26 protein-coding genes are annotated in these 26,500 nt (G+C 71.3%); 12 read left to right on the forward strand and 14 right to left on the reverse strand.

Features of this window, described 5'->3' with window-relative positions; all coding sequences use genetic code 11:
• Window position 1 precedes the first annotated feature (1 nt).
• Window positions 2-1,438, reverse strand: a complete 1,437-nt coding sequence (glnA, locus tag AWC30_RS10850) for a type I glutamate--ammonia ligase (protein ID WP_085110202.1) — start codon at window positions 1,436-1,438, stop codon at window positions 2-4.
• Window positions 1,439-1,605: 167 nt separating this feature from the next.
• Here glnA and AWC30_RS10855 point away from each other — a divergent pair, with 167 nt between their 5' ends.
• Window positions 1,606-2,064 carry an RDD family protein gene (locus tag AWC30_RS10855; protein ID WP_085110203.1) on the forward strand — a complete coding sequence of 153 codons (459 nt, stop codon included), beginning with the start codon at window positions 1,606-1,608 and terminating at the stop codon, window positions 2,062-2,064.
• A 6-nt stretch (window positions 2,065-2,070) separates the two neighbouring features.
• On the opposite strand, the gene AWC30_RS10860 is transcribed toward AWC30_RS10855, so the two are convergent.
• From AWC30_RS10860 to sucB, 5 genes are read right to left on the reverse strand one after another with little or no spacing between them, the layout of a single operon-like run.
• Window positions 2,071-2,823 (reverse strand): DUF4191 domain-containing protein, encoded by a 753-nt coding sequence (locus AWC30_RS10860; RefSeq protein WP_085110204.1) that lies wholly within the window; start codon window positions 2,821-2,823, stop codon window positions 2,071-2,073.
• 58 nt (window positions 2,824-2,881) lie between these two features.
• Window positions 2,882-3,817, reverse strand: coding sequence for a lipoyl synthase (gene lipA / locus AWC30_RS10865; RefSeq protein ID WP_109562020.1), 936 nt, complete (start codon window positions 3,815-3,817; stop codon window positions 2,882-2,884).
• The gene (gene lipB / locus AWC30_RS10870) at window positions 3,814-4,518 is read right to left on the reverse strand and encodes a lipoyl(octanoyl) transferase LipB (protein ID WP_085110282.1); all 705 of its coding nucleotides are present in this window, start codon (window positions 4,516-4,518) and stop codon (window positions 3,814-3,816) included. Before lipB ends, lipA begins: the two co-directional genes overlap by 4 nt.
• A 20-nt stretch (window positions 4,519-4,538) precedes the next feature.
• Complete coding sequence (locus AWC30_RS10875; protein WP_085110205.1) at window positions 4,539-5,441, reverse strand: TIGR01777 family oxidoreductase; 903 nt, start codon at window positions 5,439-5,441, stop codon at window positions 4,539-4,541.
• A 4-nt stretch (window positions 5,442-5,445) separates the two neighbouring features.
• Window positions 5,446-7,233, reverse strand: coding sequence for a 2-oxoglutarate dehydrogenase, E2 component, dihydrolipoamide succinyltransferase (gene sucB, locus AWC30_RS10880; RefSeq protein WP_085110206.1), 1,788 nt, complete (start codon window positions 7,231-7,233; stop codon window positions 5,446-5,448).
• Between the two features lie 260 nt (window positions 7,234-7,493).
• Between sucB and AWC30_RS10885 the strand changes: the two genes are divergently transcribed.
• Window positions 7,494-8,951, forward strand: coding sequence for a PPE family protein (locus AWC30_RS10885; RefSeq protein ID WP_085110207.1), 1,458 nt, complete (start codon window positions 7,494-7,496; stop codon window positions 8,949-8,951).
• Between the two features lie 4 nt (window positions 8,952-8,955).
• On the opposite strand, the gene AWC30_RS10890 is transcribed toward AWC30_RS10885, so the two are convergent.
• Both AWC30_RS10890 and AWC30_RS10895 read right to left on the reverse strand, forming a co-directional pair.
• Window positions 8,956-10,488 carry a leucyl aminopeptidase gene (locus tag AWC30_RS10890; protein ID WP_085110208.1) on the reverse strand — a complete coding sequence of 511 codons (1,533 nt, stop codon included), beginning with the start codon at window positions 10,486-10,488 and terminating at the stop codon, window positions 8,956-8,958.
• Between the two features lie 11 nt (window positions 10,489-10,499).
• Entirely contained in the window at window positions 10,500-11,567 is a 1,068-nt protein-coding gene (locus tag AWC30_RS10895) for an adenylate/guanylate cyclase domain-containing protein (RefSeq protein ID WP_085110209.1), read from the reverse strand.
• 31 nt (window positions 11,568-11,598) lie between these two features.
• Between AWC30_RS10895 and gcvT the strand changes: the two genes are divergently transcribed.
• Together gcvT and AWC30_RS10905 are read left to right on the forward strand one after the other, a co-directional pair.
• A complete protein-coding gene (gene gcvT, locus AWC30_RS10900) occupies window positions 11,599-12,693 on the forward strand; it encodes a glycine cleavage system aminomethyltransferase GcvT (protein ID WP_085110210.1) in 1,095 nt (364 codons plus the stop codon).
• A 22-nt stretch (window positions 12,694-12,715) separates the two neighbouring features.
• Window positions 12,716-13,819 (forward strand): branched-chain amino acid aminotransferase, encoded by a 1,104-nt coding sequence (locus tag AWC30_RS10905; RefSeq protein ID WP_085110211.1) that lies wholly within the window; start codon window positions 12,716-12,718, stop codon window positions 13,817-13,819.
• Window positions 13,820-13,828: 9 nt separating this feature from the next.
• Here AWC30_RS10905 and AWC30_RS10910 read toward each other — a convergent pair whose 3' ends face one another.
• From AWC30_RS10910 to AWC30_RS10925, 4 genes are read right to left on the reverse strand one after another with little or no spacing between them, the layout of a single operon-like run.
• The gene (locus AWC30_RS10910) at window positions 13,829-14,560 is read right to left on the reverse strand and encodes an adenosylcobinamide-GDP ribazoletransferase (RefSeq protein WP_085110212.1); all 732 of its coding nucleotides are present in this window, start codon (window positions 14,558-14,560) and stop codon (window positions 13,829-13,831) included.
• Window positions 14,557-15,621, reverse strand: a complete 1,065-nt coding sequence (cobT, locus tag AWC30_RS10915; protein WP_085110213.1) for a nicotinate-nucleotide--dimethylbenzimidazole phosphoribosyltransferase — start codon at window positions 15,619-15,621, stop codon at window positions 14,557-14,559. Before cobT ends, AWC30_RS10910 begins: the two co-directional genes overlap by 4 nt.
• Window positions 15,621-16,157 carry a bifunctional adenosylcobinamide kinase/adenosylcobinamide-phosphate guanylyltransferase gene (locus AWC30_RS10920; RefSeq protein WP_234808040.1) on the reverse strand — a complete coding sequence of 179 codons (537 nt, stop codon included), beginning with the start codon at window positions 16,155-16,157 and terminating at the stop codon, window positions 15,621-15,623. Before AWC30_RS10920 ends, cobT begins: the two co-directional genes overlap by 1 nt.
• Window positions 16,158-16,190: 33 nt before the next feature.
• On the reverse strand, window positions 16,191-16,868 hold the full coding sequence (locus AWC30_RS10925) for a DUF3043 domain-containing protein (RefSeq protein ID WP_234808041.1): 678 nt from the start codon (window positions 16,866-16,868) through the stop codon (window positions 16,191-16,193).
• Window positions 16,869-16,938: 70 nt separating this feature from the next.
• Here AWC30_RS10925 and AWC30_RS10930 point away from each other — a divergent pair, with 70 nt between their 5' ends.
• Window positions 16,939-18,063 (forward strand): glycerate kinase family protein, encoded by a 1,125-nt coding sequence (locus tag AWC30_RS10930; protein ID WP_085110215.1) that lies wholly within the window; start codon window positions 16,939-16,941, stop codon window positions 18,061-18,063.
• A 69-nt stretch (window positions 18,064-18,132) separates the two neighbouring features.
• Entirely contained in the window at window positions 18,133-18,489 is a 357-nt protein-coding gene (locus tag AWC30_RS10935; protein ID WP_085110216.1) for a HesB/IscA family protein, read from the forward strand.
• Window positions 18,490-18,514: 25 nt separating this feature from the next.
• Here the strand turns inward: AWC30_RS10935 and AWC30_RS10940 are convergent, their stop codons facing one another.
• Window positions 18,515-19,156 (reverse strand): Rv0361 family membrane protein, encoded by a 642-nt coding sequence (locus AWC30_RS10940; RefSeq protein ID WP_085110217.1) that lies wholly within the window; start codon window positions 19,154-19,156, stop codon window positions 18,515-18,517.
• Window positions 19,157-19,257: 101 nt separating this feature from the next.
• Here AWC30_RS10940 and AWC30_RS10945 point away from each other — a divergent pair, with 101 nt between their 5' ends.
• A complete protein-coding gene (locus AWC30_RS10945; protein WP_085110218.1) occupies window positions 19,258-20,232 on the forward strand; it encodes a carbohydrate kinase family protein in 975 nt (324 codons plus the stop codon).
• 13 nt (window positions 20,233-20,245) lie between these two features.
• Here AWC30_RS10945 and asnB read toward each other — a convergent pair whose 3' ends face one another.
• Window positions 20,246-22,201 (reverse strand): asparagine synthase (glutamine-hydrolyzing), encoded by a 1,956-nt coding sequence (asnB, locus tag AWC30_RS10950; RefSeq protein ID WP_085110285.1) that lies wholly within the window; start codon window positions 22,199-22,201, stop codon window positions 20,246-20,248.
• 199 nt (window positions 22,202-22,400) lie between these two features.
• Here asnB and ctaC point away from each other — a divergent pair, with 199 nt between their 5' ends.
• From ctaC to AWC30_RS10975, 5 genes are all read left to right on the forward strand, one after another.
• Window positions 22,401-23,423: an aa3-type cytochrome oxidase subunit II gene (gene ctaC / locus AWC30_RS10955; RefSeq protein ID WP_085110219.1), complete on the forward strand. Its 1,023-nt coding sequence runs from the start codon at window positions 22,401-22,403 to the stop codon at window positions 23,421-23,423.
• 8 nt (window positions 23,424-23,431) lie between these two features.
• The gene (locus AWC30_RS10960) at window positions 23,432-23,851 is read left to right on the forward strand and encodes a cytochrome c oxidase subunit 4 (RefSeq protein WP_085110220.1); all 420 of its coding nucleotides are present in this window, start codon (window positions 23,432-23,434) and stop codon (window positions 23,849-23,851) included.
• A gap of 163 nt (window positions 23,852-24,014) precedes the next feature.
• Window positions 24,015-24,797 carry an MmpS family transport accessory protein gene (locus tag AWC30_RS10965; protein WP_085110222.1) on the forward strand — a complete coding sequence of 261 codons (783 nt, stop codon included), beginning with the start codon at window positions 24,015-24,017 and terminating at the stop codon, window positions 24,795-24,797.
• Entirely contained in the window at window positions 24,797-25,408 is a 612-nt protein-coding gene (locus AWC30_RS10970; RefSeq protein WP_109562021.1) for a DUF2561 family protein, read from the forward strand. Before AWC30_RS10965 ends, AWC30_RS10970 begins: the two co-directional genes overlap by 1 nt.
• A gap of 5 nt (window positions 25,409-25,413) precedes the next feature.
• Complete coding sequence (locus AWC30_RS10975) at window positions 25,414-26,400, forward strand: alpha/beta hydrolase (RefSeq protein ID WP_133053684.1); 987 nt, start codon at window positions 25,414-25,416, stop codon at window positions 26,398-26,400.
• Window positions 26,401-26,500 lie beyond the last annotated feature (100 nt).

The following is a 26,500-nucleotide window of genomic DNA, read 5'->3' on the forward strand; positions in this document are numbered from 1 at the left end:
CTCAGCAGTCGTAGTACAGCGCGAACTCGTAGGGGTGCGGCCGTAGGTTGATCGGCTCGATCTCGGTGGTCCGCTTGTACCGGATCCAGGTCTCGATCAGGTCCTCGGTGAAGACCCCGCCCTCGGTGAGGTATTCGTGGTCGGCCTCCAGCCGGTCGATCACCTCGGCCAGCTGGGTGGGCGCCTGCGGGATCTCGCTGGCCTCGTCCGGCGGCAGCTCGTAGAGGTCCTTGTCCACCGGGGCCATCGGCTCGATCTTGTTCTTGACGCCGTCGATGCCGGCCATCAGCATCGCCGCGAAGGCCAGATACGGGTTGCCCGAGGAGTCCGGGCAGCGGAACTCCATCCGCTTGGCCTTCGGGTTGTTGCCGGTGATCGGGATCCGCACGCAGGCCGACCGGTTGCGCTGCGAGTAGACCAGGTTGATCGGTGCCTCGTAGCCGGGCACCAGGCGCTTGTAGGAGTTGATCGTCGGGTTGGTGAACGCCAGCAGGCTCGGCGCGTGGTGCAGGATGCCGCCGATGTAGTGCCGGGCGACGTCTGACAGACCCGCGTAGCCGGCCTCGTCGTAGAACAGCGGCTCGCCGTTCTTCCACAGCGACTGGTGGGCGTGCATGCCCGACCCGTTGTCGCCGACGAGGGGTTTGGGCATGAACGTGACGGTCTTGCCGCGCTGCCACGCGGTGTTCTTGATGATGTATTTGAACAACATCAGGTCGTCGGCGGCGTGCAGCAGGGTGTTGAACTTGTAGTTGATCTCGGCCTGCCCACCGCTGCCGACCTCGTGGTGACCGCGCTCCAGGGTGAACCCGGAGTTGATCAACGTGGTGGTCATCTCGTCGCGCAGGTCCACGTACTGGTCGTTGGGCGCGACCGGGAAGTACCCGCCCTTGAGCCGGGTCTTGTAGCCGAGGTTGGGGCTGCCGTCGGCTTCGGTGCGGTTGCCGGTGTTCCACCAGCCCGAGCCGGAGTCGACCTCGTAGAACGAGCCGTTGGTGCGCGAGTCGAAGGCCACCGAGTCGAAGATGTAGAACTCGGCTTCCGCGCCGAAGTAGGCGATGTCGGCGATGCCGGTGCTGGCCAGGTACTTCTCGGCTTTGCGGGCCACGTTGCGCGGGTCGCGGGAGTACGGCTCGCGGGTGAACGGGTCGTGGACGAAGAAGTTGATGTTCAGGGTCTTGGCCGCCCGGAACGGGTCGATCAACGCGGTGTTGGCATCCGGCAGCAGGATCATGTCGGATTCGTGGATCGACTGGAAACCGCGGATCGAGGAGCCGTCGAAAGCCAGCCCGTCCTCGAAGACCTCGGTCTCCAACGCCGATGCCGGGATCGAGAAGTGCTGCATGGTGCCGGGCAGGTCGCAGAACCGGACGTCGACGTATTCGACACCCTCGTCGGCGATGAGCTTGATGATGTCGTCCGCCGTCTTATCAGTCACGGAAGGGGGTCTCCTTAACCTCGTCTCCGGCTGACGCTAAGAAGAGCATATTTCTCAGCCTTTAACCGGATGTTTCACAGACGTTACGCAACGGCGCGCGGCTGGCACCGGGGGGCCGAGCGGGGCGCACTGCCGGCCGGCCGGGCGCGCCGCCTACTGTTGGAGCCATGACCCGCAGCAGCTCCTCCTGGTTGTCCGGGCCGGTCGGGCCGGACAACGACGACGCCTACCGCGGCCAATCGCTCGGGCTGCCCGAGCAGGGGCCCGGGTCGCTGGCGGGCATGGGACGACGGCTGCTGGCGCTGATCGTCGACTGGCTCATCGGCTACGGACTGGCGGCGCTGGCGATGACCGCCGGGCTGATCACCCAACCGCAGCTGTCGCTGGCGGTGTTGGTGGCCTGGCTGGTGTTGGGGGCGGTCTCGGTCCGGTTGTACGGGTTCAGCCCGGGGCAGCTGGTGCTGGGACTGCGGGTGGCGTCGGTCGACGGGCGCAGGCACGTCGGCTTCGGGCGCGCGGTGTCGCGCGGGTTGCTGATCGCGCTGGTCTTCCCGGCGCTGTTCACCGACGTCGACGGCCGCGGTTTCCAGGACCGGCTCACCGCGACCGCGGTGGTCCGCCGCTGAGCGCACCTACTTGCGGCGCACGGTGCGCTGCACGCCGCGCAGTTTCGCGCCGGGCGGCAGCGGCCCCTTGGGCATCGCGGCCGGACCCATCCGCGAGCCCAGCGCCGCCATCCGCGACTCCAGCGCGTCGATCTGCTTGACCGGGATGTTGGCCGGCAGTTTGTTGAGGTGACGCTCCAGCTTCGCCAGCGGGACCTGCCCCTCCTCGTTGCCGACGATGATGTCGTAGATCGGCACGTCGCCGACCAGTCGCGCGGTGCGTTTCTTCTCCTGGGCGAGCAACGGCTTGACCCGGCTGGCGGAGCCCTCGGCGACCAGGATCACTCCCGGCCGGCCCAGCACCCGGTGTACCGCGTCGAAGTTGCCGGTGCCCGACACCGTCGGGGTCACCCGCCATTTGCCGCGCAGGTTGTCCAGCGCCCACGCCGCCGCACCGATCTGGCCGTCGGCCTTGCGGTAGACCGACCGCTGCGCGCGACGACCGAAGATGATGAACGCGACCAGGCCGCCGAGCACCACACCCAGCGGGATCATCGTGACCTTCGAGAACGTGCCGCCGGTCAGACCCAGCGCGACCGAGGCGCCCACGATCAGCACGAACGCGCCGATCATGTAGGGCAGCAGCCGCTTGTCTTCTTTGCGTTGCAGATTGAACGCTTGCCACAACTGGCTGCGGCGTTGCCGCGCGGCGGCCTTGCGGGCGGCCTTGGCCTCGGCGCGGGCGGCTTTCGTTTCGGCGGCGGAACGACGTTTCGGCATAGCACCCAAGGATACTTCGGCGCGGACTGGCGCCCGCCGCAGCCGTGTGGTGGTCGGTCTAGCTGCGCGCAGTGGCGCGGCGTTCCATCGCCTGTTTGTACAGCCGGCCCGCCCGGTACGACGACCGCACCAGCGGCCCCGACATCACCCCGGCGAAACCGAGTTCCTCGGCGAACTGGGCGTGCTCGACGAACTCCTGCGGTTTGACCCACCGGTCGATGGGGTGGTGTCGTGGCGACGGCCGCAGGTACTGGGTGATGGTGACCAGTTCGGCGCCCGCCTCGTAGAGGTCGGTCAGCGCGGACCGGATCTCCTCGGGCGTCTCGCCCATGCCCAGGATCAGGTTGCTCTTGGTGACCAGGCCGAAGTCGCGGGCCTGGGTCAACACGTCGAGGCTGCGCTGGTAGTTGAACGCCGGGCGGATGATCTTGAAGATCCGCGGCACGGTCTCGACGTTGTGCGCCAACACCTCCGGGCGTGATTCGAACACCTCGGTGAGCAGGTCGGGTTTCCCGCTGAAGTCCGGGATCAGCAACTCCACCCCGGTCTCGGGGTTGAGCCGTTTGATCGCCCGCACCGTCTCGGCGTAGAGCCAGGCGCCCTCGTCGGGCAGGTCGTCGCGGGTCACCCCGGTGACGGTGGAGTAGCGCAACTCCATCGTCTGCACGCTCTCGGCGACCCGGCGCGGCTCGTCGCGGTCGAGCTTCTTCGGCTTGCCGGTGTCGATCAGACAGAACGCGCAGCGCCGGGTGCAGACCTCGCCGCCGATGAGGAACGTGGCTTCACGGTCCTCCCAGCATTCGTAGATGTTGGGGCAGCCGGCTTCCTCGCAGACGGTGTGCAGGCCCTCGCGGCGGACCAGGCCCTTGAGATCGGTGTAGTTCGGGCCCATCTTGGCGCGGGTTTTGATCCACGACGGTTTGCGTTCGATCGGGGTCTGCGCGTTGCGTGCTTCCAGCCGGAGCAGTTTGCGGCCATCCGGAGCGACACTCACGGGTTCGATGCTACGCGAGCCGTGGTCGGCGGCTGCCAGGTCAGGGGCAGCCGGCCGTCCAACGCGTCGGCGACCGCGGCCGCGACCGGTGCGCGGACCTGCTCGACGGTGATCGCGCGGCCCGACTCCGCCGACAGGGACGTCACCCCGGCGTCGGTGATGCCGCACGGCACGATCGCCGAGTACGCGCCGAGGTCGCAGTCGCAGTTCAGGGAGAACCCGTGCAGGGTCGTGCCGTGGGAGACGCGCACCCCGATCGCGGCGATCTTGCGGGCCGGGCGTCCACCGCCGCCGGGGCACCACACCCCGGAACGGCCCTCCACCCGCATCGTCTCGACGCCCAGGTCGGCGCAGACCCGGATGAGGGCTTCCTCAAGGCGCCGAACGTAATTCACCACATCCAGCGGTTCGGCCAGCCCGATGATCGGGTAGCCGACCAGCTGGCCGGGGCCGTGCCAGGTGATCTTGCCGCCCCGGTCGGTGTCGACGACGGGGGTCCCGTCCATCGGCCGCTCGTGCTCGAGGGTGCGCCGCCCGGCGGTGTAGACCGCCGGGTGTTCGAGCAGCAGCATGGTGTCCGGGCCGCCGGCCACCCGAGCGTCGAGCAACTCGCGCTGCAACTGCCACGCCGCGTGGTAGTCGACGGTGCCGAGTTGCCGGACGGTCAGCGCCGCGGTCTGCGATCGGATCGAGGTGGCCACGTCAGTGACGTTACCCGGGGTCACTGCCGGGCGTTGGCGTAGCTCAGCGCCTCGCCGATGGTGTTGTGTTGGAACTGGAAACCGGCCCGCTCCAACGCCGCCGGGATGACCCGCTGGCCGACGAGCAACCCTTCGTCGGCGAACTCACCGAGGGCGGCGCGCACCGCGAAACCGGGCAGCGCCAGTCGGGTCGGCCGGTTCACCGACCGGCCGAGCGCGTCGGTGAACTCGGCGTTGGTGACCGGTGCGGGGCCGGTGAAGTTCACCGGCCCGGCCAGTTCCTCGTGCGAGAGTGCGAACAACACCGCGCGCACCTGGTCCTCCAGGCTGATCCAGGACATGTACTGGCGGCCGTTGCCGAGCCGGCCACCGGCTCCCAGCCCGAACAGCAGCCGCAGCGGTTTGAGGGCCCCGCCGGAGGGGGCCAGCACCAAACCCGTGCGGGCCAGCACCACCCGCGCGCCCGCCGCGTTGGCCGCGCCGGTCGCGGCCTCCCAGTCCTGGCAGAGCTGGGCGAGGAAGCCTGCTCCGGCCGGGCCGGTCTCGTCGACCGCCCGGTTGCGGGTGTTGCCGTAGTAGCCGACGGCGCTGGCGTTGACCAGCACGCCGACCCCGGATTCGGCCACCGCGGCGGCCAGCACCTCGGTCGGGGTGATCCGGCTGTCGCGCAGTTGCTGTTTGAAGCTACCCGACCATCGGCGCCGGTTGATGTTGATGCCGCACAGGTTGACCACCGCGTCGACGTCGGCCAGCGCCGCACTGTCGAGCTCGCCACTGTCGGGGTTCCAGTACAGCTCGTCGGAGTTGGCCGGCGGCCGCCGCACGATGCGCACCACGTGTTGGTCGGCGGAGCGCAGCGCGGCGACCAGGGCCGTGCCGATCAGCCCCGAGGAGCCCGCGATGGCGATGACCGCGTCGGACACGTCGTCAAAGCCCCAGGTCGGCCTCGAACGCCCCTTCTTCGAGCCGCTGTTTGACGGTGGTGAGGAACCGGCCGGCGTCGGCGCCGTCGATGAGGCGGTGGTCGTAGGTCAGCGGCAGGTAGCAGACCGACCGCACACCGATCGACTCGTTGCCGGAATCGTCGACGATGACCCGCGGGCGTTTGACGATCGCTCCGGTCCCCAGCATCGCCGCCTGCGGCGGCACCAGGATCGGGGTGTCCATCAGGGCGCCCTGGCTGCCGATGTTGGTGATCGTGAACGTGCCGCCGGACAGTTCGTCGGGCCGCAGGTTGTTCGACCGGGCCCGTGAAGCGAGGTCGGCGATGGCCCGGGCCAGCCCGCCCAGCGACAGGTCACCGGCATTGTGGATCACCGGGGACAGCAGCCCCTGCTCGGTGTCGACCGCGATACCGAGGTGCTCGGCGTCGTAGTAGGTGATCTCGTTGGTGTCCTCGTTGTAGCTGGCGTTGACGTTCGGGTGGGACTTCAACGCGTCGATCACCGCGCGGGCGATGAACGGCAGGTAGGTGAGGTTGACGCCCTCCCGTTCGGCGAAGTCGGCCTTGGCGCGGGCGCGCAGCGACACCACCCGGGTCATGTCGACCTCATGGGTTTGGGTGAGCTGCGCGGTGGCCTGCAACGACTCGCGGGTCTTCTTCGCGGTGAGTTTCCGGATCCGGTTGGCCTTCTTGGTGGTACCGCGCAGGTGGGCCAGTGCGGGCGCCGGCTGCGGGGGAGCGGGCTGCGCGGCCGACGGCCGCGACGGCGCGGGCTCGGCGGCGGGCTGTTTCTGCCGTTCGGCGGCCTCGAGTACGTCCTGCTTGCGGATGCGCCCGCCCACGCCGGTGCCCTTCACCTGGCTGAGATCGACGTCGTTGTCGGTGGCCAGCTTGCGCACCAGCGGGGTGACGTAGGGAACGCCGGACTGCGGGGTGCCGGCGGACTTCTTCGCCTGCGGCTCTGCCGGTTCGGGTTTCGGCTCCGGCTTCGGCTCGGGTGCGCGCTTCTGCTCGGGCTCGGGTTCGGGTTCGGGTTCCGGCTCGGGCTCAGGCTCAGGCTTGGGTTCGGGTTTCGGTTCGGGCTTCGCGCTCTCGCGGTCGCCACCCCCGGCACCGCCGGAGCCGACGCGGGCCAGTTCACCGCCGACCTCGACGGTGTCGTCCTCCTCGGCGGTGATCGACAGCAGCACCCCGGCGACCGGCGAGGGGATCTCGGTGTCGACCTTGTCGGTGGAGACCTCGACCAGCGGCTCGTCCACCTGGACCGGGTCGCCGACCTGCTTCAGCCAGCGGGTCACGGTGCCCTCGGTGACCGATTCGCCCAACTCCGGCATCACCACCGACTGGCCCTCGTCACCGGACTGGCCGCCGGACGAGTCCCCGGCGTCCGATGAGCTGTCCGCGGCGGGCTGCTCCTCGCGCTCGCCGGAGTCGGCGGTGTCGGAGTCAGCGGAGTCAGCGGAGTCAGCGGTGTCGGAGTCGTCCTGGCCGCCGCTGTCGGCGTCGTGGTCGTCGTCGCCGCCGGTGTCCTCACCGGACTCGCTGATCACCGCGAGATCACCGCCGACCTCGACGGTGTCGTCCTCCTCGGCGATGATCCGGGTCAAAACGCCGGCCGCGGGTGAGGGGATCTCGGTGTCGACCTTGTCGGTGGAGACCTCCAGGAGCGGCTCGTCGACCTCGACGGTGTCGCCCTCCTTCTTGAGCCACCGGGTGACGGTGCCCTCGGTGACGCTCTCGCCGAGTGCCGGCATCTGCACGGAGAAGGACATCGTCTTGACTCCTCGATCGGTCGGCTGAACACAGGTTCGACCTCTGGCTTACCACAGCGCTGTGAATCCGGGCGGAAACTGAGGTCGTTTCTGTCGACCATCCTGTCACTGCCGTCCCAACGCGCCACGGCGGGGCGGCGAACCCGGCCCTCCGTCGGCGCCGATTTGGACGACACTGTTGAAAACGGTTTTCAAATCAGCCGCCGAGCGGTTACCGTAATCCTTGTCGACAACGATTGTCATTATCGTCGGGAGGGTGGATGACGGCGCCGGTCTGGATGGCTCTGCCGCCGGAAGTGCATTCCGGTGCGCTGAGCAGCGGTCCCGGCCCGGCCGCACTGGAGGCCGCGGCCGGTGCCTGGTCGACGCTGAGCGCGGAATACGCCGGTGCCGCAGGTGAGCTGACCGCACTGCTCGGCGCCACCGCAGCCGGCGCCTGGCAGGGCCCTTCCGCCGCACGCTATCTCGCCGCGCACGTGCCCTACCTGGCTTGGCTGGCGCAGGCCAGCTCCGATGCCGCGGGCGCCGCCGCCCAGCACCACACCGCGGCCGCCGCCTACACCACCGCGCTCGCCGGAATGCCGACGCTGGCCGAACTCGCCGCAAACCACGCCGTGCACGGCGTGCTGGTGGCCACCAACTTCTTCGGCATCAACACCGTCCCGATCGCCCTGAACGAAGCCGACTACGTCCGGATGTGGATCCAGGCCGCCACCGTCATGACCGCCTACGACGCCACCAGCACCGGCGCGCTGGTCGCCACCCCGCAGACCGCACCGGCGCCCCGGATCCTCACCACCGAGCACAGCGGTGACCACGACCACGACCATGGCGACGGCGCCCACGATGGGGAACTCAACCCCACCGACCCGCAGTGGTGGACCGAGGTCGGCTCCGAACAGCTCAAGAACTTCCAGTTGCTGCTCACCGATCTGTTCACCAACCCCTCGGCGCTGCTGACCGATCTGCCGATGGTGATGGCGGACCTGACCTTCCATGCCAGTCAGTTGCTTTCCACCGCACTGCAGTTCGCCCCGGCGCTGCTCCAGCCGGCGCTCATGCTGTCGATCGCGAGCCTGGGCGGGCTGGCCGGGCTCGCCGGACTGGCCGGCGTCGCCACCGCACCGGCGCCGACCCCGGCACCGACCGCGTTGCCCGGCACCGAATCCGCCCCGCTGCGGGTACCCGCACCGGTGGCCGCCGGCGCACCGGGTGCCGCCCCGGCACCCGCCCCCGCGGCCCCCGCGTCGCCGGCCCCGGCTCCCGCACCGGCACCCGCTCCGGCCGCCGCGCCACCGCCGGCGACCGGCGCCGAAGCGGTCGGGTTCGCCGTACCCGGCGGCGACGGCGGCCCCACGCTGGGCCCGGCGGTGCGGGTGGCCGCGCAAGCCCGCCTCCGTGCCCCCGGGATCGGCACCCCGGTGGCGGAAGCGAGTGCCGCGGCCGCGCGCCGGGCGGCCCGCGGCCGCCGCAACCGGCGCTCCACCGACACCGACCGCGGCCGTGAGCCGATGCGGATGAGCGCCGAAGCCGACAGCGCCGACACCGTCGCGGCCGTCTCCGACGAGGGGGCCGGCGCGATCGGCTTCGCCGGCACCGCGCAGCGCGGAGAGCGCCGAACGGCGGCCGGGCTGGCCACCCTCGACGCCGACGACTTCGGTCGCGGACCGGCCGTCCCGATGGTGCCGGCCGGTTGGGAGCCGACCGACCGGCGGTGACCGGTCAGCCGTGGGCGGCGATGTCCTCCAGCGCGGCGATCATGGTGCGGGTCGGCACGCCGGTGCCGCCCTTGGGGGTGTAGGCCCAGGGGCTGCCGCTGTTGTACGCCGGGCCCGCCACGTCGATGTGCGCCCACTGCACGTCCTCGGCGACGAACTCCCGCAGGAACACCCCGGCCACCGACATCCCGGCGAACCGCTGACCGCTGACGTTGGCCAAATCGGCCACCGTGGATTTCAGCTCCTCGCGCAGTTCGTCGGGCAGCGGCATCGGCCACCCGTTCTCGCCGACGGCCTGCGAGATCGCCGCGACCCGGTCCCGGAACTCCTCGCTGCCCATCACCCCGGGGGTGCGGGTGCCCAGCGCGACGGTCTGCGCGCCGGTCAGCGTCGAGGTCTCGATGAGGTAGTCCGGGTCGTCCTCGCAGGCCCGCACGATCGCATCGGCCAGCACCAGCCGGCCCTCCGCGTCGGTGTTGAGCACCTCCACGGTGGTGCCGCCGTACTGGGTCAGCACGTCACCGGGGCGCTGCGCGGTCGACGACGGCATGTTCTCGGCCATCGGCACCGTGGCGATGACGTCGATCGGCAACTGCAGGCGCGCGGCCAGCACCACGGTCGCGATCACCGCGGCCGCCCCGGCCATGTCGGAGGTCATGTGGTGCATGTTGGCGGCCGGCTTGATCGAGATGCCACCGGTGTCGAAGGTGATCCCCTTACCGACCAGCGCGACCCGCTTGGGCTTGGTGCCGGTCGGCGGCCGGTGGATCAACCGCACCAGCCGCGGCGGCCGCGACGAGCCCTGCCCGACCCCGATCACCCCGCCGTAACCGGCGTCGGCCAGCGCCGTCTCGTCGAGCACCTCGACCTCGAGGCCGGCGTCCTCGGCCAGGGCAGCGGCCCGCCGGGCGAACTCGGCCGGGTACAGGTGGCTGGGCGGGGTGTTGACGAAGTCGCGGGCGGTGGCCACCGCGGTCGCCACGGCGGTGGCGTGCTCGGCTTCCCGTTGTGCGCTGCTCGCCGCCGACAGCGCCGTGATCGCGCCCAGCCCGGCGTCCTTGGGGGCGGTCTTGTCGCTGCGGAAATCGGTGAACCGGTAGGCGCCCAGGATCAGCCCCTCCACCGCGGCGCCGACCACCCCGGTGCCGGGGAGCCCGGACAGGGTGGTGATCACCGAGGCGGCGCCGTTGAGCGCCCGGGCAGCGGTGCCTGCGGCGCGGCGCACCGCGTCGGGGGACCAGGCGTCGCGCGACTCGCCCAGGCCGACGGTGAGCACGCTGCCCGCCGGCAGCGACGCCACCACCAGCCGATGCACCTGGTCGGTCGCACCGGTGGCGCCCAGCGCGCGCAGACCGGTCTCGATCTCGCTCACGGCCTCCGCGGCCAGCGCGGGCTCGGTCGCGGCCAGCGCGGCCCGGTCGTCGTCGCTGACGACGGGCACGATCAGCACGGCGGCGGCGGTGGAATCGTCGGCACCATCCGGCAGTTCGGCGGCGACGGAGACGGTGGGGGACTGGTAACCGGAATCGATGCTCACGGAGACCCACCCTATCGAGTGCTGGCGCGCCCCAGCTCGTATGCCGCGATGGGCCCGTCGAAGCCCTTGAGGGTCAATGGGTCCAGCGCCCGGGCCGGCCAATCGGGCAGCAGCACGCGCAGGTTCTCGGCGACCAGGATCTGGCTCGGGTCGGCGGCGGAGACCAGCCGCGCGGCCAGGTTGACCGGGTTGCCGAAGTAATCGCCGTTGACCGCCAGGATCTCGCCGTAGCCCAACCCGGCGCGCACCCGCACCCCGGCCTCGATCGCCCTGGGGTGATCGACCAGATCGATCGCCGCGCTGACCAGCAGGTCCGGGGTGGCACTCACCCACATCACGGCGTCGCCGATGAATTTCACCACCCGTCCGCCCGCCGCGTGCACCGCATCGGTCACCGTGGCCACGAAGCCGGTCACCAGCTCGGTCAACTCGACCGGGGACAACAGTCGGGTCAGCGCGGTGAACCCGGACAGGTCGGTGAACCCGACCCCGCAGACCAGGCTCAGTGTCGGCCCGCCGCCGAGATCCTCCAGGAAGGTGCGGGCGCTGACCAGATGGTGGCGGTGGATGGTGTCGATCAGCGCCCCCACCCGCGGAATGAACTCCGCGGCCGCCCGCCAGGCCTGCGCCGTGGTGAGCTCGTCGCCGCTGTGGTCGAGCCACACGTCGGGCCGGGCCGCCCGGATCATCGACGACTCGGCCTCGGCCAACCGCGCCATCGTCACCCCCAGCACCCGCAGGAACCCCTCGGCGAGGTAGCCGAGCTGGTCGCGCATCGCCACGCAGGTGCCCAACGCATCGACATCGGCCCGGCTCAGCGTGGGTGCGTCCGCATCCTCGAGACGCAGACCGAGCATCGTCCAGGTGCGCTCGAGTTCGCCGACCGTCACCCCCAGCGTGGCCGCGGCGTCCCGCAGGTTGAACCGGGGCGGTCCCGACCAGCCCAGCGCGTCGCCGGCCAGCCCGAACAGCCGGCCGCGCCGTTCAGCGTCGGCCATCTCCTCGGCGGTGAAACCCAGCGCGCCGAGGTAGGCGACCAGCGCCGCGCGCCGCTCGCCGGAGTGTCGGGGACCGGTCATCGTCTCAGTCTGCCGATTAGGGTGGTTCGGTGTGAGCGAACTGCAACACGGACCACTGGAAGCCCGCCACCGCGAACTCGGAGCCACCTTCGGTGAATTCGGCGGCTGGTCGATGCCGGTATCCTTCGCGGGCACCGTCGCCGAACACAACGCGACCCGCACCACCGTCGGACTCTTCGATGTCAGCCACCTCGGCAAGGCCACCGTGCGCGGGCCCGGCGCCGCGGCGTTCGTCAACACCGCCTTCACCAACGACCTGTCCAAGATCGGACCCGGGCAGGCTCAATACACGTTGTGCTGCAACGAATCCGGCGGAGTCATCGACGATCTCATCGCCTACCGCGTCGCCGACGACGAGATTTTCCTGGTCCCCAACGCCGCCAACATCGGCGCCGTGATCGGCGCGCTCAGCGACGCCGCTCCGGCCGGGATCACCGTCACCGACGAGCACCGCAGCATGGCGGTGCTCGCGGTCCAGGGGCCACAGGCGCCGGCGGTGATCGAGGAGCTGGGCCTGCCGACCGAGATGGACTACATGGCGTTCGTCGACACCAGTTACCGGGGTGCGCCGGTGCGGGTGTGCCGCAGCGGCTACACCGGCGAGCAGGGCTACGAACTGTTCCCGGCCTGGGAGTCGGCCCAGCCGCTGTTCGACGCGTTGCTGAACGCCGTGGAGGCCCGCGAGGGTGCGCCGGCCGGGCTGGGCGCCCGTGACACGCTGCGCACCGAGATGGGCTACCCGCTGCACGGCCACGAACTGTCCCTCGACATCTCCCCGGTGCAGGCCCGCTGCGGCTGGGCGGTGGGCTGGAAAAAGCCGCAGTTCTGGGGGCGGTCGGCGCTGCTGGCCGAGAAGGAGGCCGGACCGGCGCGGGTGGTGCGCGGGTTGCGGGCCGTGGACCGTGGGGTGCTGCGCGCCGGCCAGACGGTGCTCGACGGGGACACCCCGGTCGGGCAGACCACCTCGGGTACGTTCTCGCCGACCCTGCGGGCCGGGATCGCGCTGGCGCTGATCGACACCGCCGCCGAGATCGCCGACGGCGCCCGGCTCACCGTCGACGTCCGGGGCCGCGCCTTGGCCTGCGAAGTCGTCCGGCCACCGTTCGTGACGCCAAAAACCCGTTGAGAGGCGGGGATACAATCACCCCATGAGCAGCGGCCCCGAGTTCACCGTCACGGTCAACCCGAACCCGACGGCCGATGCGGTCCGGGAATCCATCCTGGCCGACCCCGGCTTCGGCAGATACCACACCGACCACATGGTGTCGATCGACTACACCGCCGAACGGGGCTGGCACGACGCCCGGGTGATCCCCTACGGCCCCATCGAACTCGACCCGTCGGCGATCGTGCTGCACTACGCCCAGGAGGTCTTCGAAGGGCTCAAGGCCTACCGCTGGGCGGACGGTTCGGTGGTGTCGTTCCGGCCGGAGGCCAACGCCGCCCGACTGCGATCGTCGTCGCGCCGGTTGGCCATCCCCGAACTGCCCGACGAGGTCTTCCTCGAATCGCTGCGGCAGCTGATCGCGGTGGACCGGCAGTGGGTGCCGCGGGCCGGCGGTGAGGAGTCCCTGTACCTGCGGCCGTTCGTCTTCGCCACCGAGCCGGGGCTGGGGGTGCGCCCGGCCCGCGAATACCGCTACCTGGTGCTGGGCTCACCGGCCGGCGCCTACTTCAAGGGCGGGATCAAACCGGTCAGCGTGTGGCTGTCCACCGAGTACGTGCGGGCCTCCCCGGGCGGCACCGGTGCCGCGAAGTTCGGCGGCAACTACGCTGCGTCGCTGCTCGCCCAGGCGCAGGCCGCCGAGCAGGGCTGCGACCAGGTGGTCTGGCTGGACGCGACCGAACGGCGCTACATCGAAGAGATGGGCGGCATGAACCTGTTCTTCGTGTTCGGCAGCGGCGGGTCCGCGCGGCTGGTCACCCCGGAACTGTCCGGCTCCCTGCTGCCCGGCATCACCCGGGATTCGTTGCTGCAGCTGGCGGTCGACGCCGGCTTCAGCGTCGAGGAACGCAAGATCGACGTCGACGAGTGGCAGAAGAAGACGCTGGCGGGGGAGATCACCGAGGTGTTCGCCTGCGGCACCGCCGCGGTCATCACCCCGGTCAGCCACGTCAAATACGCCGACGGCGACTTCACCGTCGCCGACGGCGAGCCCGGCGAGGTGACGATGGCGTTGCGCGACACCCTCACCGGTATCCAGCGCGGCACCTTCGCCGACACCCACGGCTGGATGGCGCGGCTCAGCTGACCGGTTCGCTCAGCCGGGGCCCGCGGCCAGCACCAGCACCGCCGCGGTGGTGGCCACCTCCACCGCCGCGCCCAGGACATCGCCGCTGACCCCGCCGAACCGGCGCCGGCAGTGCGCGACCAGCAGCAGCGCGGCCGCCAACCCGACCACCACCGCGACCGGCCCGAGCCATCGCGTCGGCGTCGCGAACACCGACGCCGCCACCAACAGCAGCACCCAGCCGGACACCACCGGCAGACTCTGACTGCCGGCCACCCGGGTGCCCAGGGCGCTGCCGGCCGCCGCAGGCCGCCCGCGCAGGCAGGCCGCCACCGCGGCCACCCGCCCGCATACCACCGCCACCACGATCGCGGCCGGACCCAGCACCGGAAACCCCGCGGTCTGCGCCACCATCACCACCACCACCGCGATCACCCCGAAGGGGCCGCTGGGCCCGTCGCGCATCACCTGGAGCGCGCGTTCGGGCGGCCCGTAGCAGCCGAGCCCGTCGGCGGTGTCGGCCAACCCGTCGAGGTGCAGGCCGCGGGTGGCGGCGGCCAGCACCGCGACCGCGAGCAGCCCGGCCAACGTGCTGCCCGGGCCGAATACCGCGGCCCCGGCCGTGCAGACCGCGGCCGCCAACCCGCCCAGCGCGACCCCGACCACCGGCAGGGCGGTCAGCCCGCCCCGCCCCAGCGGGCCCGCGCCGCGCACCGGCAGCACGGTGGCGAACGCGAACGCGCTGCGCAGCGAACCGATCATCGCGGCCCGTCGGGGCGGGCGACCCCGGCCTCGTCGAAGGTGGACATCGAGGCGAGCGCGGCCACCGCCGCGTGCAGCACCGGCAGGGCCACCGCCGCGCCGGTGCCCTCGCCCAGCCGCATCCCCAGGTCCAGAATCGGCTCCAGACCCAGATCGGCGAGCGCCAGCGCGTGGGCCGGCTCCGCCGAGCGGTGCCCGGCCTGCCACCACCGTCGCGCACCCGGGGCCAGCCGGTCGGCCAGCAGCGCCGCCGCCGCCGCGACCACCCCGTCGAGCAGCACCGGGGTGCGCCGCACCGCGGCCTGCGCGCAGAACCCGGCCATCGCGGCCAGATCCGCCCCGCCGCAGACCCGCAGCAACGCGACCGGATCCGACCGCACCGCCCGGGACCGGAACAGCGCGTCGCGCACCGCCGCGGTCTTACGCGCCCAGCCGGCGTCGTCGATGCCGGTGCCACGACCGACCACCGCGACCGGCTCGGCGCCGACCAGCGCCGCGATCAGCACCGCGGCGACCGTCGTGTTGCCGATCCCCATGTCCCCGGCGATCAGCAGGTCGGTTCCGGCGTCGACCTCCTCGTCGGCGATGGCGCGGCCCGCGGCGACCGCGGCGACGGCCTGCTGTTCGGTGAGCGCGTCCTCCCGGGTGATGTCGCCGCTGCCGCGGCGCACCCTGTGCGCTCCCGGCGGCGCGGAGTCCGGTTCGGCGTCGACGGCCAGGTCGGCCACCCGCACCGACGCGCCCGCCACCTCGGCCAGCGCGTTGATCGCCGCGCCGCCCGCGTTGATCCCGGCCAGCATCTGCGCGGTGACCTGCGGCGGATAGGCCGAGACGCCGGCGTGGGCCACCCCGTGGTCGCCGGCGAACACCACGATCCTGGCCCGCTGGAACGGCTGCGGCGGGCAGCGGCCCTGGCAGGCGGCGGCCCACACCGACAGTTCCTCCAGCCGGCCCAGCGAACCGGGCGGCTTGATCAGGTCGGCCTGGCGGGCGCGGGCCGCCTCGGCGACGGCCGGGTCCGGCGCCTGCACCGGGTCGTATCGGGCGTCGGCGGGGTCCATCAGCGACCACCCCCGTCCGGTTTGACCTCGAGGGGCTGCCCGGCCACCACCAGCACCACCCGGTCGCACTCGGCGGCGAGCCGCTGGTTGAGGGCGCCCAGTTCGTCGGCGAAGCGACGGCCCGACGTCGTCCCCGCGACCACGCTCAACCCGACCTCCGGGCTCACCAACACCAGGTCGGCGGGGAAGGCGCGCACCGCGCCGCACAGCGCGTCGACGTCGGCGCCGAGCCGTGCGGCCGGGTCCCAGCCGTGCCGGTCCAGCAACGCGGTCAGCCAGCCGCCCAGGTCGTCGACCAAGGTCGGCGGGTGCGGGGGCCGGCCCAACACGGCGGCCACATCGGTGGATTCGACGGTCGACCAGTGCGCCGGGCGGCGGGCGCGGTGCGCGTCGACCCGGGCCGCCCAGTCCGCATCATCGCCGCCGGTCCCGGTGGCCAGGTACCGCACCGCCGGGCCGGGCGCGCCGAACCGGCTCTCGGCCCACCGTGATTTGCCCGACCGGATTCCGCCGAGCACCAGCAGTCGGGAGGTCACGACGCCGTCGCAGTCGGGCCGGGCGGGCGCCGGCTAACCGATCCGCTCACCGCGGGCGACCTGCGGGCGGGGGGCGCGCATCCGGCGCAGCTGTGAGGCCCGGCCGGCCGCGTACATGGTCAGCCGCCAGCGCGCCTCGGTGTTGTCCGGGAACTTCTCGTCCACCCGACGGCTGACGTAGCGGCCCAGCAGCACCGCGTCGACGGCCATCGCCGCCATCAGCACCAGCAGGCCCAGCGAGACGTAACGCTGCACCGCCAGCGGCATGCTCAGCGTCAGGAACAGCAGCAGCATCGCCGACGGGATGAACAGACCCAGCAGGTTGCGGCGGGCGTCGACCAGGTCGCGGGCATAGCCACGGACCGGCCCGCGGTCGCGTTGCAGCAGGTAGGCGTCGTCGCCGGCCAGCATCCGCTCGCGGTACTCGGTGCGCCGCTCGAGCCGCTCGGCGCGTTGCGCCCGACGCTCCTCCCGGCTGAGTTTGGGGCCGGCGAGTTCCTTGCGGCGGGCACGAGCCTCGGCGGCGGTCATCGGCGGCGGGGCTACCGGCCCACGGCGCCGGGTGGCGTCGCGGCGCGGGGTGGGCCGGCCCTTGGGCGGTGTGGTGCCCGCCGGACGGGCGGCGTCGTCACCGGTTTCGGCGGCCTCGTCGGTCCCGCCCGCCGTGTCGGCGGCGCGGTCGTCGTCTTTCCTGCGCCCCAGCAACCTCACGGCTGCCAGGTTACTTCGCTGATCTCGATGTCGGGCATGCGGCCGCATCGGCTGGGCCTACGCTGCTGGCATGAGCAACGCCGCCGCGCCGCCCCCCGAGCCGGGCACGCTGCCGTTGCGGGTGCTGATCGCCCCGGACTGTTTCGGCGGCAGCCTCACCGCTCAGCAGGCGGCCGCGGCCATCGCCACCGGCTGGTACCGGTCGCGGCCCCGCGACCAGTTCACCATCGCTCCACAGTCCGACGGCGGCCCCGGGTTCGTCACCGTGCTCGCCGACCGGCTCGGCCGGCGCACCCGCCGACTGCCGGTGCGGGGGCCGCTGGACAGCGATGTCGAGGCGGCCTGGCTCTACGACCAGGACACCGAGACCGCTTACCTGGAGGTCGCGCAGGCGTGCGGCCTGGAGTTGCTCGGCGGTCCGCCCACCCCGCAGAGCGCGCTGGCAGCGCACAGTGCCGGGGTGGGCCAGCTCATCGACGCCGCCCGGCAAGCCGGCGCGCGCCGGATCGTGGTCGGGCTGGGCGGCAGCGCCGCCACCGACGGCGGCCGCGGCCTGGTGGAGCACCTCGGCGGGTTGATCGCCGCGCGGCGCGCGTTGGCCGAGCTGGACGTGGTGGCCGCCACCGACGTCGACCACCCGCTGCTGGGTCCGTGGGGCGCGGCGCGGGTGTTCGGCCCGCAGAAGGGGGCCGACCGTGCCACCGTCACCCTCCTCGAGGAGCGCCTCGCCGAGTGGGCCGTCGAGTTGGACACCGCGGCCGGCCGCGAGGTGAGCGCCGAGCCCGGGGCCGGAGCGGCCGGCGGGATCGGCGCGGCCCTGCTGGCGCTGGGTGCCCGACGAGTCCCCGGTGCCGCGGTGATCGCCCAGCACACCGGGCTGGCCGCCGATTTGGAGGTGACCGATCTGATCGTCACCGGGGAGGGCCGGATCGACCGGCAGTCGCTGCGCGGCAAGGTGGTCGGCTCGCTGGCCGCCGCCGCCCGCGAGCGGCAGACCCCGGTGCTGGTGCTGGCCGGCCAGGTCGACGTGGACCCCGCCGCGCTGCACGCCGCCGGAATCGCCGCCGCGGTGGCTATCTCCGACTACGCCGGGTCGGTAGAGTTGGCGTTGGAGGACGCCGTCAACCAACTGATGGGGCTCGCCACGGTGACCGCGGCCCAACTCGGGAATAACAGTCCGACGCGGTACCGTTGACCTGGTGGGTTTTCGCCGTCGAGCGGCCCGCGACAGCGTCTGACACGCCGCAACGTGTAGGGAGAAGCAATGACAGTTCAGAACGAGACCAGCACCGCCGCCCACGGCGTCATCCTCACCGACGCGGCAGCGGCGAAAGCGAAATCGCTGCTCGACCAGGAGGGCCGCGACGACCTGGCGCTGCGGATCGCCGTCCAGCCCGGTGGCTGCTCGGGGCTGCGCTACAACCTCTTCTTCGACGACCGGTCCCTCGACGGTGACGCCACCGCTGAGTTCGCCGGGGTGAAACTCACCGTCGACCGGATGAGCCTGCCCTACCTCGACGGGGCGTCCATCGACTTCGTGGACAGCATCGAGAAGCAGGGCTTCACCATCGAGAACCCGAACGCAGGCGGCTCCTGCTCCTGCGGCGACTCGTTCAACTGAGCCGCCGCCGGGCCGGCCGGGCCGATCAGTAGGCCCCGCCGGTCCGCAACACGTAGGAGCAGACCAGAATCTGGTCGTCCTGCATCAGAAGCTGCGCGGTGCCCTGCACACCGTCGCGCGGATCACCGCCAACGGCCAGCGTCACCCGCATGCTGAACAACACCTGCGCCTGGTAGTCCGAGAGCAGCACGATCTTGTCGATCGACGTCACCTCGGCGGTGTCGAACTGCTTGCGGAACGCGTCGCTGCTCAGCTTGGCCAGCGCCTCGTCGGAGCGGCGGTCGGACACCGCGTCGTAGGTGCCGCACAAGGTGTTGCGGGCGACCACGTCGATGTCGCGATCGGCCAGCGCGTCCAGATACCCCTGGATCGCGGACTGCGCGGCGGTGTCGGTGAGCGGAGCGGCGGTGTCGCGCACCGCGAAGACGGTCGCCGCACCCAATGCCGCGATCACCGCTACCGTCACGGTGACCGCGATCGCCAGCGGCCACGGCGAGCGGCGCGGGGGATAGGGCAGCGGCGGCGGACCTTGGTAGCCGGGCGGCGGCACCGGCAGTGGCCCGGTCGTCGGCCCGGCGTACCCGACCGGGTGCGGCCCGGTGTGTGCTGCGTGACGGGGCGGTCCGTGCGTGCCGAACTGCGGCGGCAGGGGATACGGGCCGGTCATGTAGGCAGGCTAGCGCACCTCTGCGCGACCCGATCAGGACGCAGGCCGCTACGCTGAGCACCGTTCGCTGGACAGGCAGATCGAGAAAGGGCGGAGACTTCGTGGCGATAGCGGTGACCGGTTCGATTGCGACAGACCACTTGATGCGGTTTCCCGGCCGATTCTCCGAACAGCTGCTCGCCGACCACCTCGCGAAGGTGTCGCTGAGCTTCCTCGTCGACGATCTGGTGGTCCACCGCGGCGGGGTCGCCGGCAACATGGCCTACGCCATCGGCGTGCTCGGCGGGCAGGTCCAACTCGTCGGGGCCGCAGGCACCGACTTCGACGACTACCGGCGCTGGCTGACCAGCCACGGCGTCGACTGCGACCACGTCCTGGTGTCGACGACCGCGCACACCGCCCGGTTCGTGTGCACCACCGACCAGGACATGGCCCAGATCGCGTCGTTCTACCCGGGCGCGATGTCGCAGGCCCGAGACATCTCGCTGGCCGGGCTGGTCGCCGACGGCGGCGCACCCGAGCTGGTGATCGTCGGGGCCAACGACCCGGAGGCGATGTTCCGGCACACCGCCGAATGCCGTGAACTCGGGCTGCCCTTCGCCGCCGACCCCTCCCAGCAGCTGGCGCGGCTCACCGGCGAGGAGATCCGCACCCTGGTCGACGGTGCGACCTATCTGTTCACCAACGACTACGAGTGGGACCTGCTGCTGTCCAAGACCGGCTGGAGCGAGGCCGACGTGATGAGCCAGGTCGGCCTGCGGGTGACCACGCTCGGCGAGAACGGGGTCGACATCGTCGAGCCCGGCGGCGAACGCGTCCACGTCGGGGTGGTACCGGAGACCAGCCGGGTGGACCCCACCGGGGTCGGCGACGCCTTCCGGGCCGGGTTCCTCACCGGCCGCAGCGCCGGGCTGAACCTGGAACGCTCCGCCCAGCTCGGCTGCCTGGTCGCGGTGCTGGTGCTCGAATCGACCGGCACCCAGGAATGGGAGTGGGACCGGGAGGCCGCGGTGACCCGACTGGCCGGCGCGTACGGCGATCAGGCCGCCGCCGAGATCGCCGCCGCGCTGCACTGAGCCGACGTCCCGGTTACAACTGCACCGGGTAATCCGGTTCGCTGATCTGCGGCACCACGCTGCGCTCCACGAAGATCGCGTGCCAGAGCAGGAAGATCAACACCGTCCACAACCGGCGGCTGTGGTCGCTGACCCCGGCACGGTGCTCCTCGAGCAGCTGTCGTGCGGCGCCCAGGTCGATGAACTCGTCGGCCTGCGAGGTGTTCAGCATCTCGTGTGCCCAGTCCAGCAGCTCCCCGGCGCGCAGCCAGTGCCGGATCGGCACCGGGAAGCCCAGCTTCGGCCGGTTGAGCACATGGGCGGGCACCACCGACTCCAGCGCCCGGCGCAGCGCGTACTTGGTGGTGGTGCGGGTGATCTTCGCCGACACCGGCAGCTTCGAGGCCACCGCGAAGACCTCGGTGTCCAGAAACGGCACCCGCAGCTCCAGCGAGTTTGCCATCGTCATCTTGTCGGCTTTGACCAGGATGTCGCCGCGCAGCCAGGTGAACAGGTCGATGTGCTGCATGCGGGCCACCGGGTCCCAGCCCTGCGATTGCGCGTAGATCGCGGCGGTGACGTCGGTGTGGGTCCAGTCCGGGGAGAACTGCGGTAGCACCGCCCGCAGTTGCTCATCGGAGAAGCTGCGGGCGTTGCCGTAGTAGCGCTGCTCCAACGTCAGCGAACCGCGGTGCAGCAGGCTCTTGCCGCGCATCCCCTCCGGCAGGGGTTTGGACATCCTGCCCACCCCGCGGCGCAGCGGCGCGGGCAGATAGTCGAACGGCTTGAGTGACAGCGGTTCCCGGTAGATCGTGTAGCCGCCGAACAACTCGTCGGCACCCTCACCGCTGAGCACCACCTTGACGTGCTTGCGGGCTTCGCGGGCGACGAAGAACAGCGGCACCAGGGCCGGGTCGGCCACCGGCTCGTCGAGGTACCAGACGATCTCGGGCAGGGCGGCGACGAATTCGGCCGGGCTGACCACCTTGGCGATGTGGCGCGCCCCGATCGCCTCGGCGGTGGCCACCGCCACGTCCACCTCGGAGAACCCCTCGCGCTCGAAACCGGTGGTGAAGGTGATCAGGTCGGGGTTGTGCCGGATGGCCAGCGCAGCGATCGCGGTGGAGTCGATGCCGCCGGACAGAAACGCCCCGACCGTGACGTCGGCGCGCATGTGTTTGGCGACCGAGTCCTCCAGCACCGCGGTGATCTCGTCGTAGCGGGCCTGCTCGGCGCCCGCGGCGATCGGGGTGGCCTCGAATCGGGGGGTGAAATACCGGGTGATCTCGGGGGCGGGGGAGTCGGGTCGGATCCGGGCGTAGCAGCCCGACTCCAGCCGGCGCACCCCGCGGTGCAGCGTCTCCGGTTCGGGCACGTACTGCAGCACGGTGTAGTGCTGCACCGCCCGCGCGTCGAGGGCGGTGTCGAAACCCACCAGGTCGGCGAGTTCGAGCAGGGCCTTCTTCTCGCTGCCGACCACGGTGCCGCCGGGCCCGTCGGCCATGAACAGCGGTTTGATGCCGAACGGGTCGCGGGCGCAGAGCAGCTCACCGGTGTGGGTGTCCCACAGGGCGAAGGCGAACATGCCGCGCAGCCGGGCCAGCGCCGCGGTCCCCCAGTAGTGGTAGGCGGCCGCGATCGCCTCGGTGTCGCCGCCGGTGTGGAAGACCGCGCCGTGCTCGGCGCGCAGCCGCTCCCGCAACTCCAGGTAGTTGTAGATCTCGCCGTTGAACACCAGCCGGTAGCGGTCCGGCGACTCCGGCGGGCCCCACTGCAGCGGCTGGTGGGAGTGCTCGATGTCGATGATCGACAGCCGGTTGAAGCCGAGGACGACCCGCTCGTCGGACCAGGTCCCCAACTCGTCGGGGCCACGGTGTCGCATCAGGTGTGAAGCCTCGGCGACGGCCGCGGCGATCCCGCGCTGATCGATGGTTCCGGTGCCGGCCGGGGCTCCCCCGGAGGCGGCCACGAAGGCCAGCAGTCCACACATCGCGACCCAGTATGCCGCACCGTCGCCGAGGGCGATTTCGGACACGGACCGGTGGCTCGTCGGGCCTGTGTTCCGGTCGTGGATTACGGTGCGTAGTATTCGACGTGATCGACTCTCGCTCCAGGTTCTGACTCAGGAGGCGCCCACCGTGACACTTCGCGGGACAGGCTTGCCGCAGGCCGCTTCGCAGCGCCGCACCATGCCTCGTTGGCTACGACGATCGGTGCTGGTCGGCGCCGTCGGATTGGTCGCGGTCACACTCAGTGGCTGCAGCTGGTCGCAGGCGCTCGGCTTGGGGTGGCCGGAGGGGATCACCCCCGAGGCGCACCACAACCGCGCCTTCTGGGTCGGTGTGGTCATCGCCTCGCTGGTGGTCGGCGTGATCGTGTGGGGCCTGATGTTCTGGTGCGTTATCGCATACCGGAAGAGGCCCACCGACACCGAACTGCCGCGCCAGTTCGGCTACAACATGCCGCTGGAGCTGGTGCTGACGGTGGTCCCGTTCCTGATCATCTCGGTGCTGTTCTACTTCACCGTGAGGGTGCAGGAGGACCAGCTCAAGCTCGTCGACGACCCCGAGGTCGTGGTCGACGTCACCGCGTTCCAGTGGAACTGGAAGTTCGGCTACAACAAGGTCGACTTCGCCGACGGCACCTACACCTACGACGGTGCGCAGCCCGAGCGCAAGGACGCGATGGTCTCCAAGCCCGAGGGTGTGGACGAGCACGGCAAGGAGCGGGTCGGCGCGTTGCACGGCCTCAACCCCGAGGACCGCAGCTTCCTGTACTACGACGAGGTCGAGACCCTCGGCACCACCGAAGAGGTGCCGGTGCTGGTGGTCCCGACCGGCAAGAGCATCGAGTTCCGGTTGATCGCCACCGACGTGATCCACGCCTTCTTCGTCCCGGAGTTCCTGTTCAAGCGGGACATGATGCCCTACCCGGAGGCGAACAACTCGGTGAACGTCTTCCAGGTCAGTGAGATCACCAAGGAGGGCGCGTTCCTCGGGCACTGCGCCGAGATGTGCGGGACCTATCACGCGATGATGAACTTCGAGCTCCGCGCGGTGAGCCCCAACGAGTTCAAGCTCTACCTCGACAAGCGGCGGGACGGCCTGACCAACGCCGAGGCGCTCTCGGCGATCGGCCAGGACCCGCTGGCCACGTCGACCCGCCCGTTCGACAGCCGGCGCGGCCTGCAGGTCTCCCAAGCGAGTAGTTAGGACACCCCATGCACATCGAAGGCAGGCTGTTCGAGTTCATCTCCGCGTTCTTCTTCATCACCGCGATCGTCTACGGGTTCCTGACCGACCGGTTCGGCACCGGTGGGATCGAGTGGGCCGGTACCACCGCGCTGGCGCTGACCGGCGCGATGGCGATGATCACCGCCACCTTCCTCGGCTTCGTCGCCCGCCGGGTGGACGTCCGGCCGGAGGACTACGAAGAGGCCGAGGTCAGCGACGGCGCCGGTGAGCTGGGCTTCTTCAGCCCGCACAGCTGGTGGCCGATCCTGTGCGCGCTGGCCTTCTCGATCGTCGCCGTCGGTATCGCGCTGTGGCTGCCGTGGTTGTTCGGCGCCGGCATCGTGATGGTCATCGCCGCCGCGGGCGGGTTGGTGTTCGAGTACTACCTCGGCGCGGAGAAGCACTGAACCTCGCCGCGGGCGAAGACGTGCCGAGGGTGGCTACCGCGGGTGGCCCCGACATTTGGGTAATGTTGCCCGCGGACACCACGACCCATCGCGGGGGATCGGCGCACCGGCCACGCCGGGCGGCGGCCCGCCCCGGTGAAGCAGCCGAACAGGATAAGCGGAGATGAGCGGCCCGAAGCCTCCCGATCCGGATGAGCCGGACGAGCCGATCGCGGGCGATCAGACGGAGGCCGAGGAACCCTTCTCGCAGGCCTATTCGGCCCCCGAATCCGAACATCTGCTGGCGCCCTATGTGCCGCCGGGCGAACTCTACGACTACGACGCCTACGACGCTCACGCCGAGTCCGACGCCGACGACGAACCACCGCCACCGCGCTGGCCCTGGGTCGTCGGCATCACCGCGATCATCGCGGCGATCGCGCTGGTGGTCTCGGTGTCGCTGGTGGTGACCGGGACCGACACCAGCGACACCGCGGATACCGCCGCGCCGACCACCTCGCTGCCGCCGGTGCACGACGAATACCCCAAGAGCACACCGCCGCCCCCGCCGATCGAGGAGCCGGAGCCGCCGCCACCGCCGCCACCGCCGCCTCCGCCGCCCAGCGAGGAACCGGAGCCGGAGACGACGACCCCGGAGCCGACCACGACCACCCCGACCACCACGACGCGGGCCGGCCCGCGGCAGGGCACCTACTCGGTGACCGGCACGAAAGCACCCGGTGACATCATCACGGTGACCTACATCGACGCCTCCGGGCGCCGGCGCACCCAGCGCAACGTCTACATCCCGTGGTCGATCACCCTCACCCCGATCTCGGCGTCCGAGGTCGGCTCCGTCGAGGCGTCCAGCCTGTTCCGGGTCAGCAAGCTCAATTGCTCGATCACCACCAACGACGGAACCGTACTGTCCTCCAATACCAACAACGCACCCCAGACGAGTTGCTGATGAGTCGATGGAAATTTGTCCCCAACCGGATCTCCCGGTCCCCGGTCGACACCGACCGCATCCTGATCGGGGTGAGCGCGGTGATCTGGCTGGTCCTGCTGGGCACCGGCGTCGCCGCGGTGGTGTCGCTGGTCAACCTGGCCCAGGGCGACAACCACGGCGACGCGGTGCGCAGCGGGAGCACGCCGTGGGCGCTCTACGTCATCGCGGTGGTCTCCGCGCTGGTGATCCTGGCCGCCATCCCGGTGCTGCTGCGGGCCCGGCAGAACGCCGCGACGCCCGCGGCGGCACCGCGCCGGCCGGTACGGCCCGACAAGTACTCGGCGGACATCCCGAACGGGGGAGCGGCCACCGAGAAACTGCGGATGCTCGACCCGGTCTCGGTCACGCCGATGGAGCGGATCTGGGTGCGCGGCACGGTGCTGCTGGCCATCGCGGTGGGCGCGGCGTTGACCGCGGTCGCGATCGGCACCAACCTGATGGCCGTCGGCCGTGACGGTGTGTCCTGGATCAGCTACGCGGTGGCCGGAGTGATCACCGCGGCGATGCCGGCCATCCCGTGGTACTTCCTGCGTCAACTCCACGTCCTGCTGGCCCGAGAAACGGAGTGAACTCCATGCCCCTGCCCGCCGGTTCCCTGTCCACCACCCGGCCCAGCTGGCGGGCGCGGGCGGCCTACTCGGTGGGGGTGCGCGCCATCGGGCCGCTGACCCGCCGCTACCTGTCCGAGGACGGCAAGGTTCCGATCGCCGACCGGATGGTGACGGTCGGCCGGGCGGTGGAGCGGCTGTCCCGCGCGCAGCGGCGGCGCCCGTTCGTCCGCCGGCTGAACATCACCCGTGAGGTCGTCGGCGGGGTCACCGTGGAGACGGTGCGCGCCCGGGGCTGCACCGCGGCGCTGCAGGACGGCGCCCTGCTGTACTTCCACGGCGGCGGCTTCTTCCTGGGCAATCTGGACTCCCATCTGCAGACCGTGGCGATCCTGGCCCAACGCACCGGGCTGCCGGTGGTCCATGTCGACTACCGGCAGCACCCGGCGGTGCGGGTGGACGGGTCGGTGCAGGATTGCCTGAGCGCCTACCGCTGGCTGCTGGACCGCGGCGTCAGCCCGGATCGGGTGGTCTTCGGTGGCGACTCCGCGGGCGGGTTCCTGGCCTTCGCCACCGCGCTGGCCGCCCGGCGGGAGGGCCTGGCGGCCCCGGGCGGGGTGGTCGGGATCTCCCCGCTGCTCGAGATCGACTGCGTCGGTCGCGCCGAGCACGAGAACGCGTGGCGGGACCCGGTCATCTGGGCGGCGGCGCTGCCGCCGATCATGGCCTGCGCGCGCCCCGACGAGGGCATCGCGGACCCGTCGCCGGTGCACGGCGACCTGACCGGTTTTCCGCCGTCGTTGATCGTCGTCGCGGAGAGCGAGGCACTGCGCTACGACGCCGAGCACATGCATGACGCGCTGGTGGCCGCCGGCTGTTCCTGCACCCTGCGGGTGTGGCCGCGCCAGTTGCACGCGTTCCCGGCGGTGTTCCCGTTCCTGCCCGAGAGCAAGGCGGCGTTCGACCTGATCGCCCAGTTCATTCAGGAGCGGGTGGCGGCTGCCGCTGAGTAGGCCGCTGCGTAGGCCGCCGAGATCTCAGGCGACGACCGCGGCGACAACTCCCGCGAGTGAAGCGTCAGGGCGGAATCCGTTAGGTTTTTCCGCCCTGACG

The organism is Mycolicibacillus trivialis (genome assembly GCF_002102395.1).
Classification (GTDB): Bacteria; Actinomycetota; Actinomycetes; order Mycobacteriales; family Mycobacteriaceae; genus Mycobacterium; species Mycobacterium triviale.

Excerpts from the sequence above, each read along its gene's own strand:
- AWC30_RS10855 (WP_085110203.1), top strand. The coding sequence starts at position 1,606 with ATGACCCGCAGCAGCTCCTCCTGGTTGTCCGGGCCGGTCGGGCCGGAC.
- AWC30_RS10860 (WP_085110204.1), bottom strand. The coding sequence starts at position 2,823 with ATGCCGAAACGTCGTTCCGCCGCCGAAACGAAAGCCGCCCGCGCCGAG.
- sucB (WP_085110206.1), bottom strand. The coding sequence starts at position 7,233 with ATGTCCTTCTCCGTGCAGATGCCGGCACTCGGCGAGAGCGTCACCGAG.
- AWC30_RS10885 (WP_085110207.1), top strand. The coding sequence starts at position 7,494 with ATGACGGCGCCGGTCTGGATGGCTCTGCCGCCGGAAGTGCATTCCGGT.
- AWC30_RS10895 (WP_085110209.1), bottom strand. The coding sequence starts at position 11,567 with ATGACCGGTCCCCGACACTCCGGCGAGCGGCGCGCGGCGCTGGTCGCC.
- AWC30_RS10905 (WP_085110211.1), top strand. The coding sequence starts at position 12,716 with ATGAGCAGCGGCCCCGAGTTCACCGTCACGGTCAACCCGAACCCGACG.
- AWC30_RS10910 (WP_085110212.1), bottom strand. The coding sequence starts at position 14,560 with ATGATCGGTTCGCTGCGCAGCGCGTTCGCGTTCGCCACCGTGCTGCCG.
- cobT (WP_085110213.1), bottom strand. The coding sequence starts at position 15,621 with ATGGACCCCGCCGACGCCCGATACGACCCGGTGCAGGCGCCGGACCCG.
- AWC30_RS10930 (WP_085110215.1), top strand. The coding sequence starts at position 16,939 with ATGAGCAACGCCGCCGCGCCGCCCCCCGAGCCGGGCACGCTGCCGTTG.
- AWC30_RS10935 (WP_085110216.1), top strand. The coding sequence starts at position 18,133 with ATGACAGTTCAGAACGAGACCAGCACCGCCGCCCACGGCGTCATCCTC.
- AWC30_RS10940 (WP_085110217.1), bottom strand. The coding sequence starts at position 19,156 with ATGACCGGCCCGTATCCCCTGCCGCCGCAGTTCGGCACGCACGGACCG.
- asnB (WP_085110285.1), bottom strand. The coding sequence starts at position 22,201 with ATGTGTGGACTGCTGGCCTTCGTGGCCGCCTCCGGGGGAGCCCCGGCC.
- ctaC (WP_085110219.1), top strand. The coding sequence starts at position 22,401 with ATGCCTCGTTGGCTACGACGATCGGTGCTGGTCGGCGCCGTCGGATTG.
- AWC30_RS10960 (WP_085110220.1), top strand. The coding sequence starts at position 23,432 with ATGCACATCGAAGGCAGGCTGTTCGAGTTCATCTCCGCGTTCTTCTTC.
- AWC30_RS10965 (WP_085110222.1), top strand. The coding sequence starts at position 24,015 with ATGAGCGGCCCGAAGCCTCCCGATCCGGATGAGCCGGACGAGCCGATC.
- AWC30_RS10970 (WP_109562021.1), top strand. The coding sequence starts at position 24,797 with ATGAGTCGATGGAAATTTGTCCCCAACCGGATCTCCCGGTCCCCGGTC.
- AWC30_RS10975 (WP_133053684.1), top strand. The coding sequence starts at position 25,414 with ATGCCCCTGCCCGCCGGTTCCCTGTCCACCACCCGGCCCAGCTGGCGG.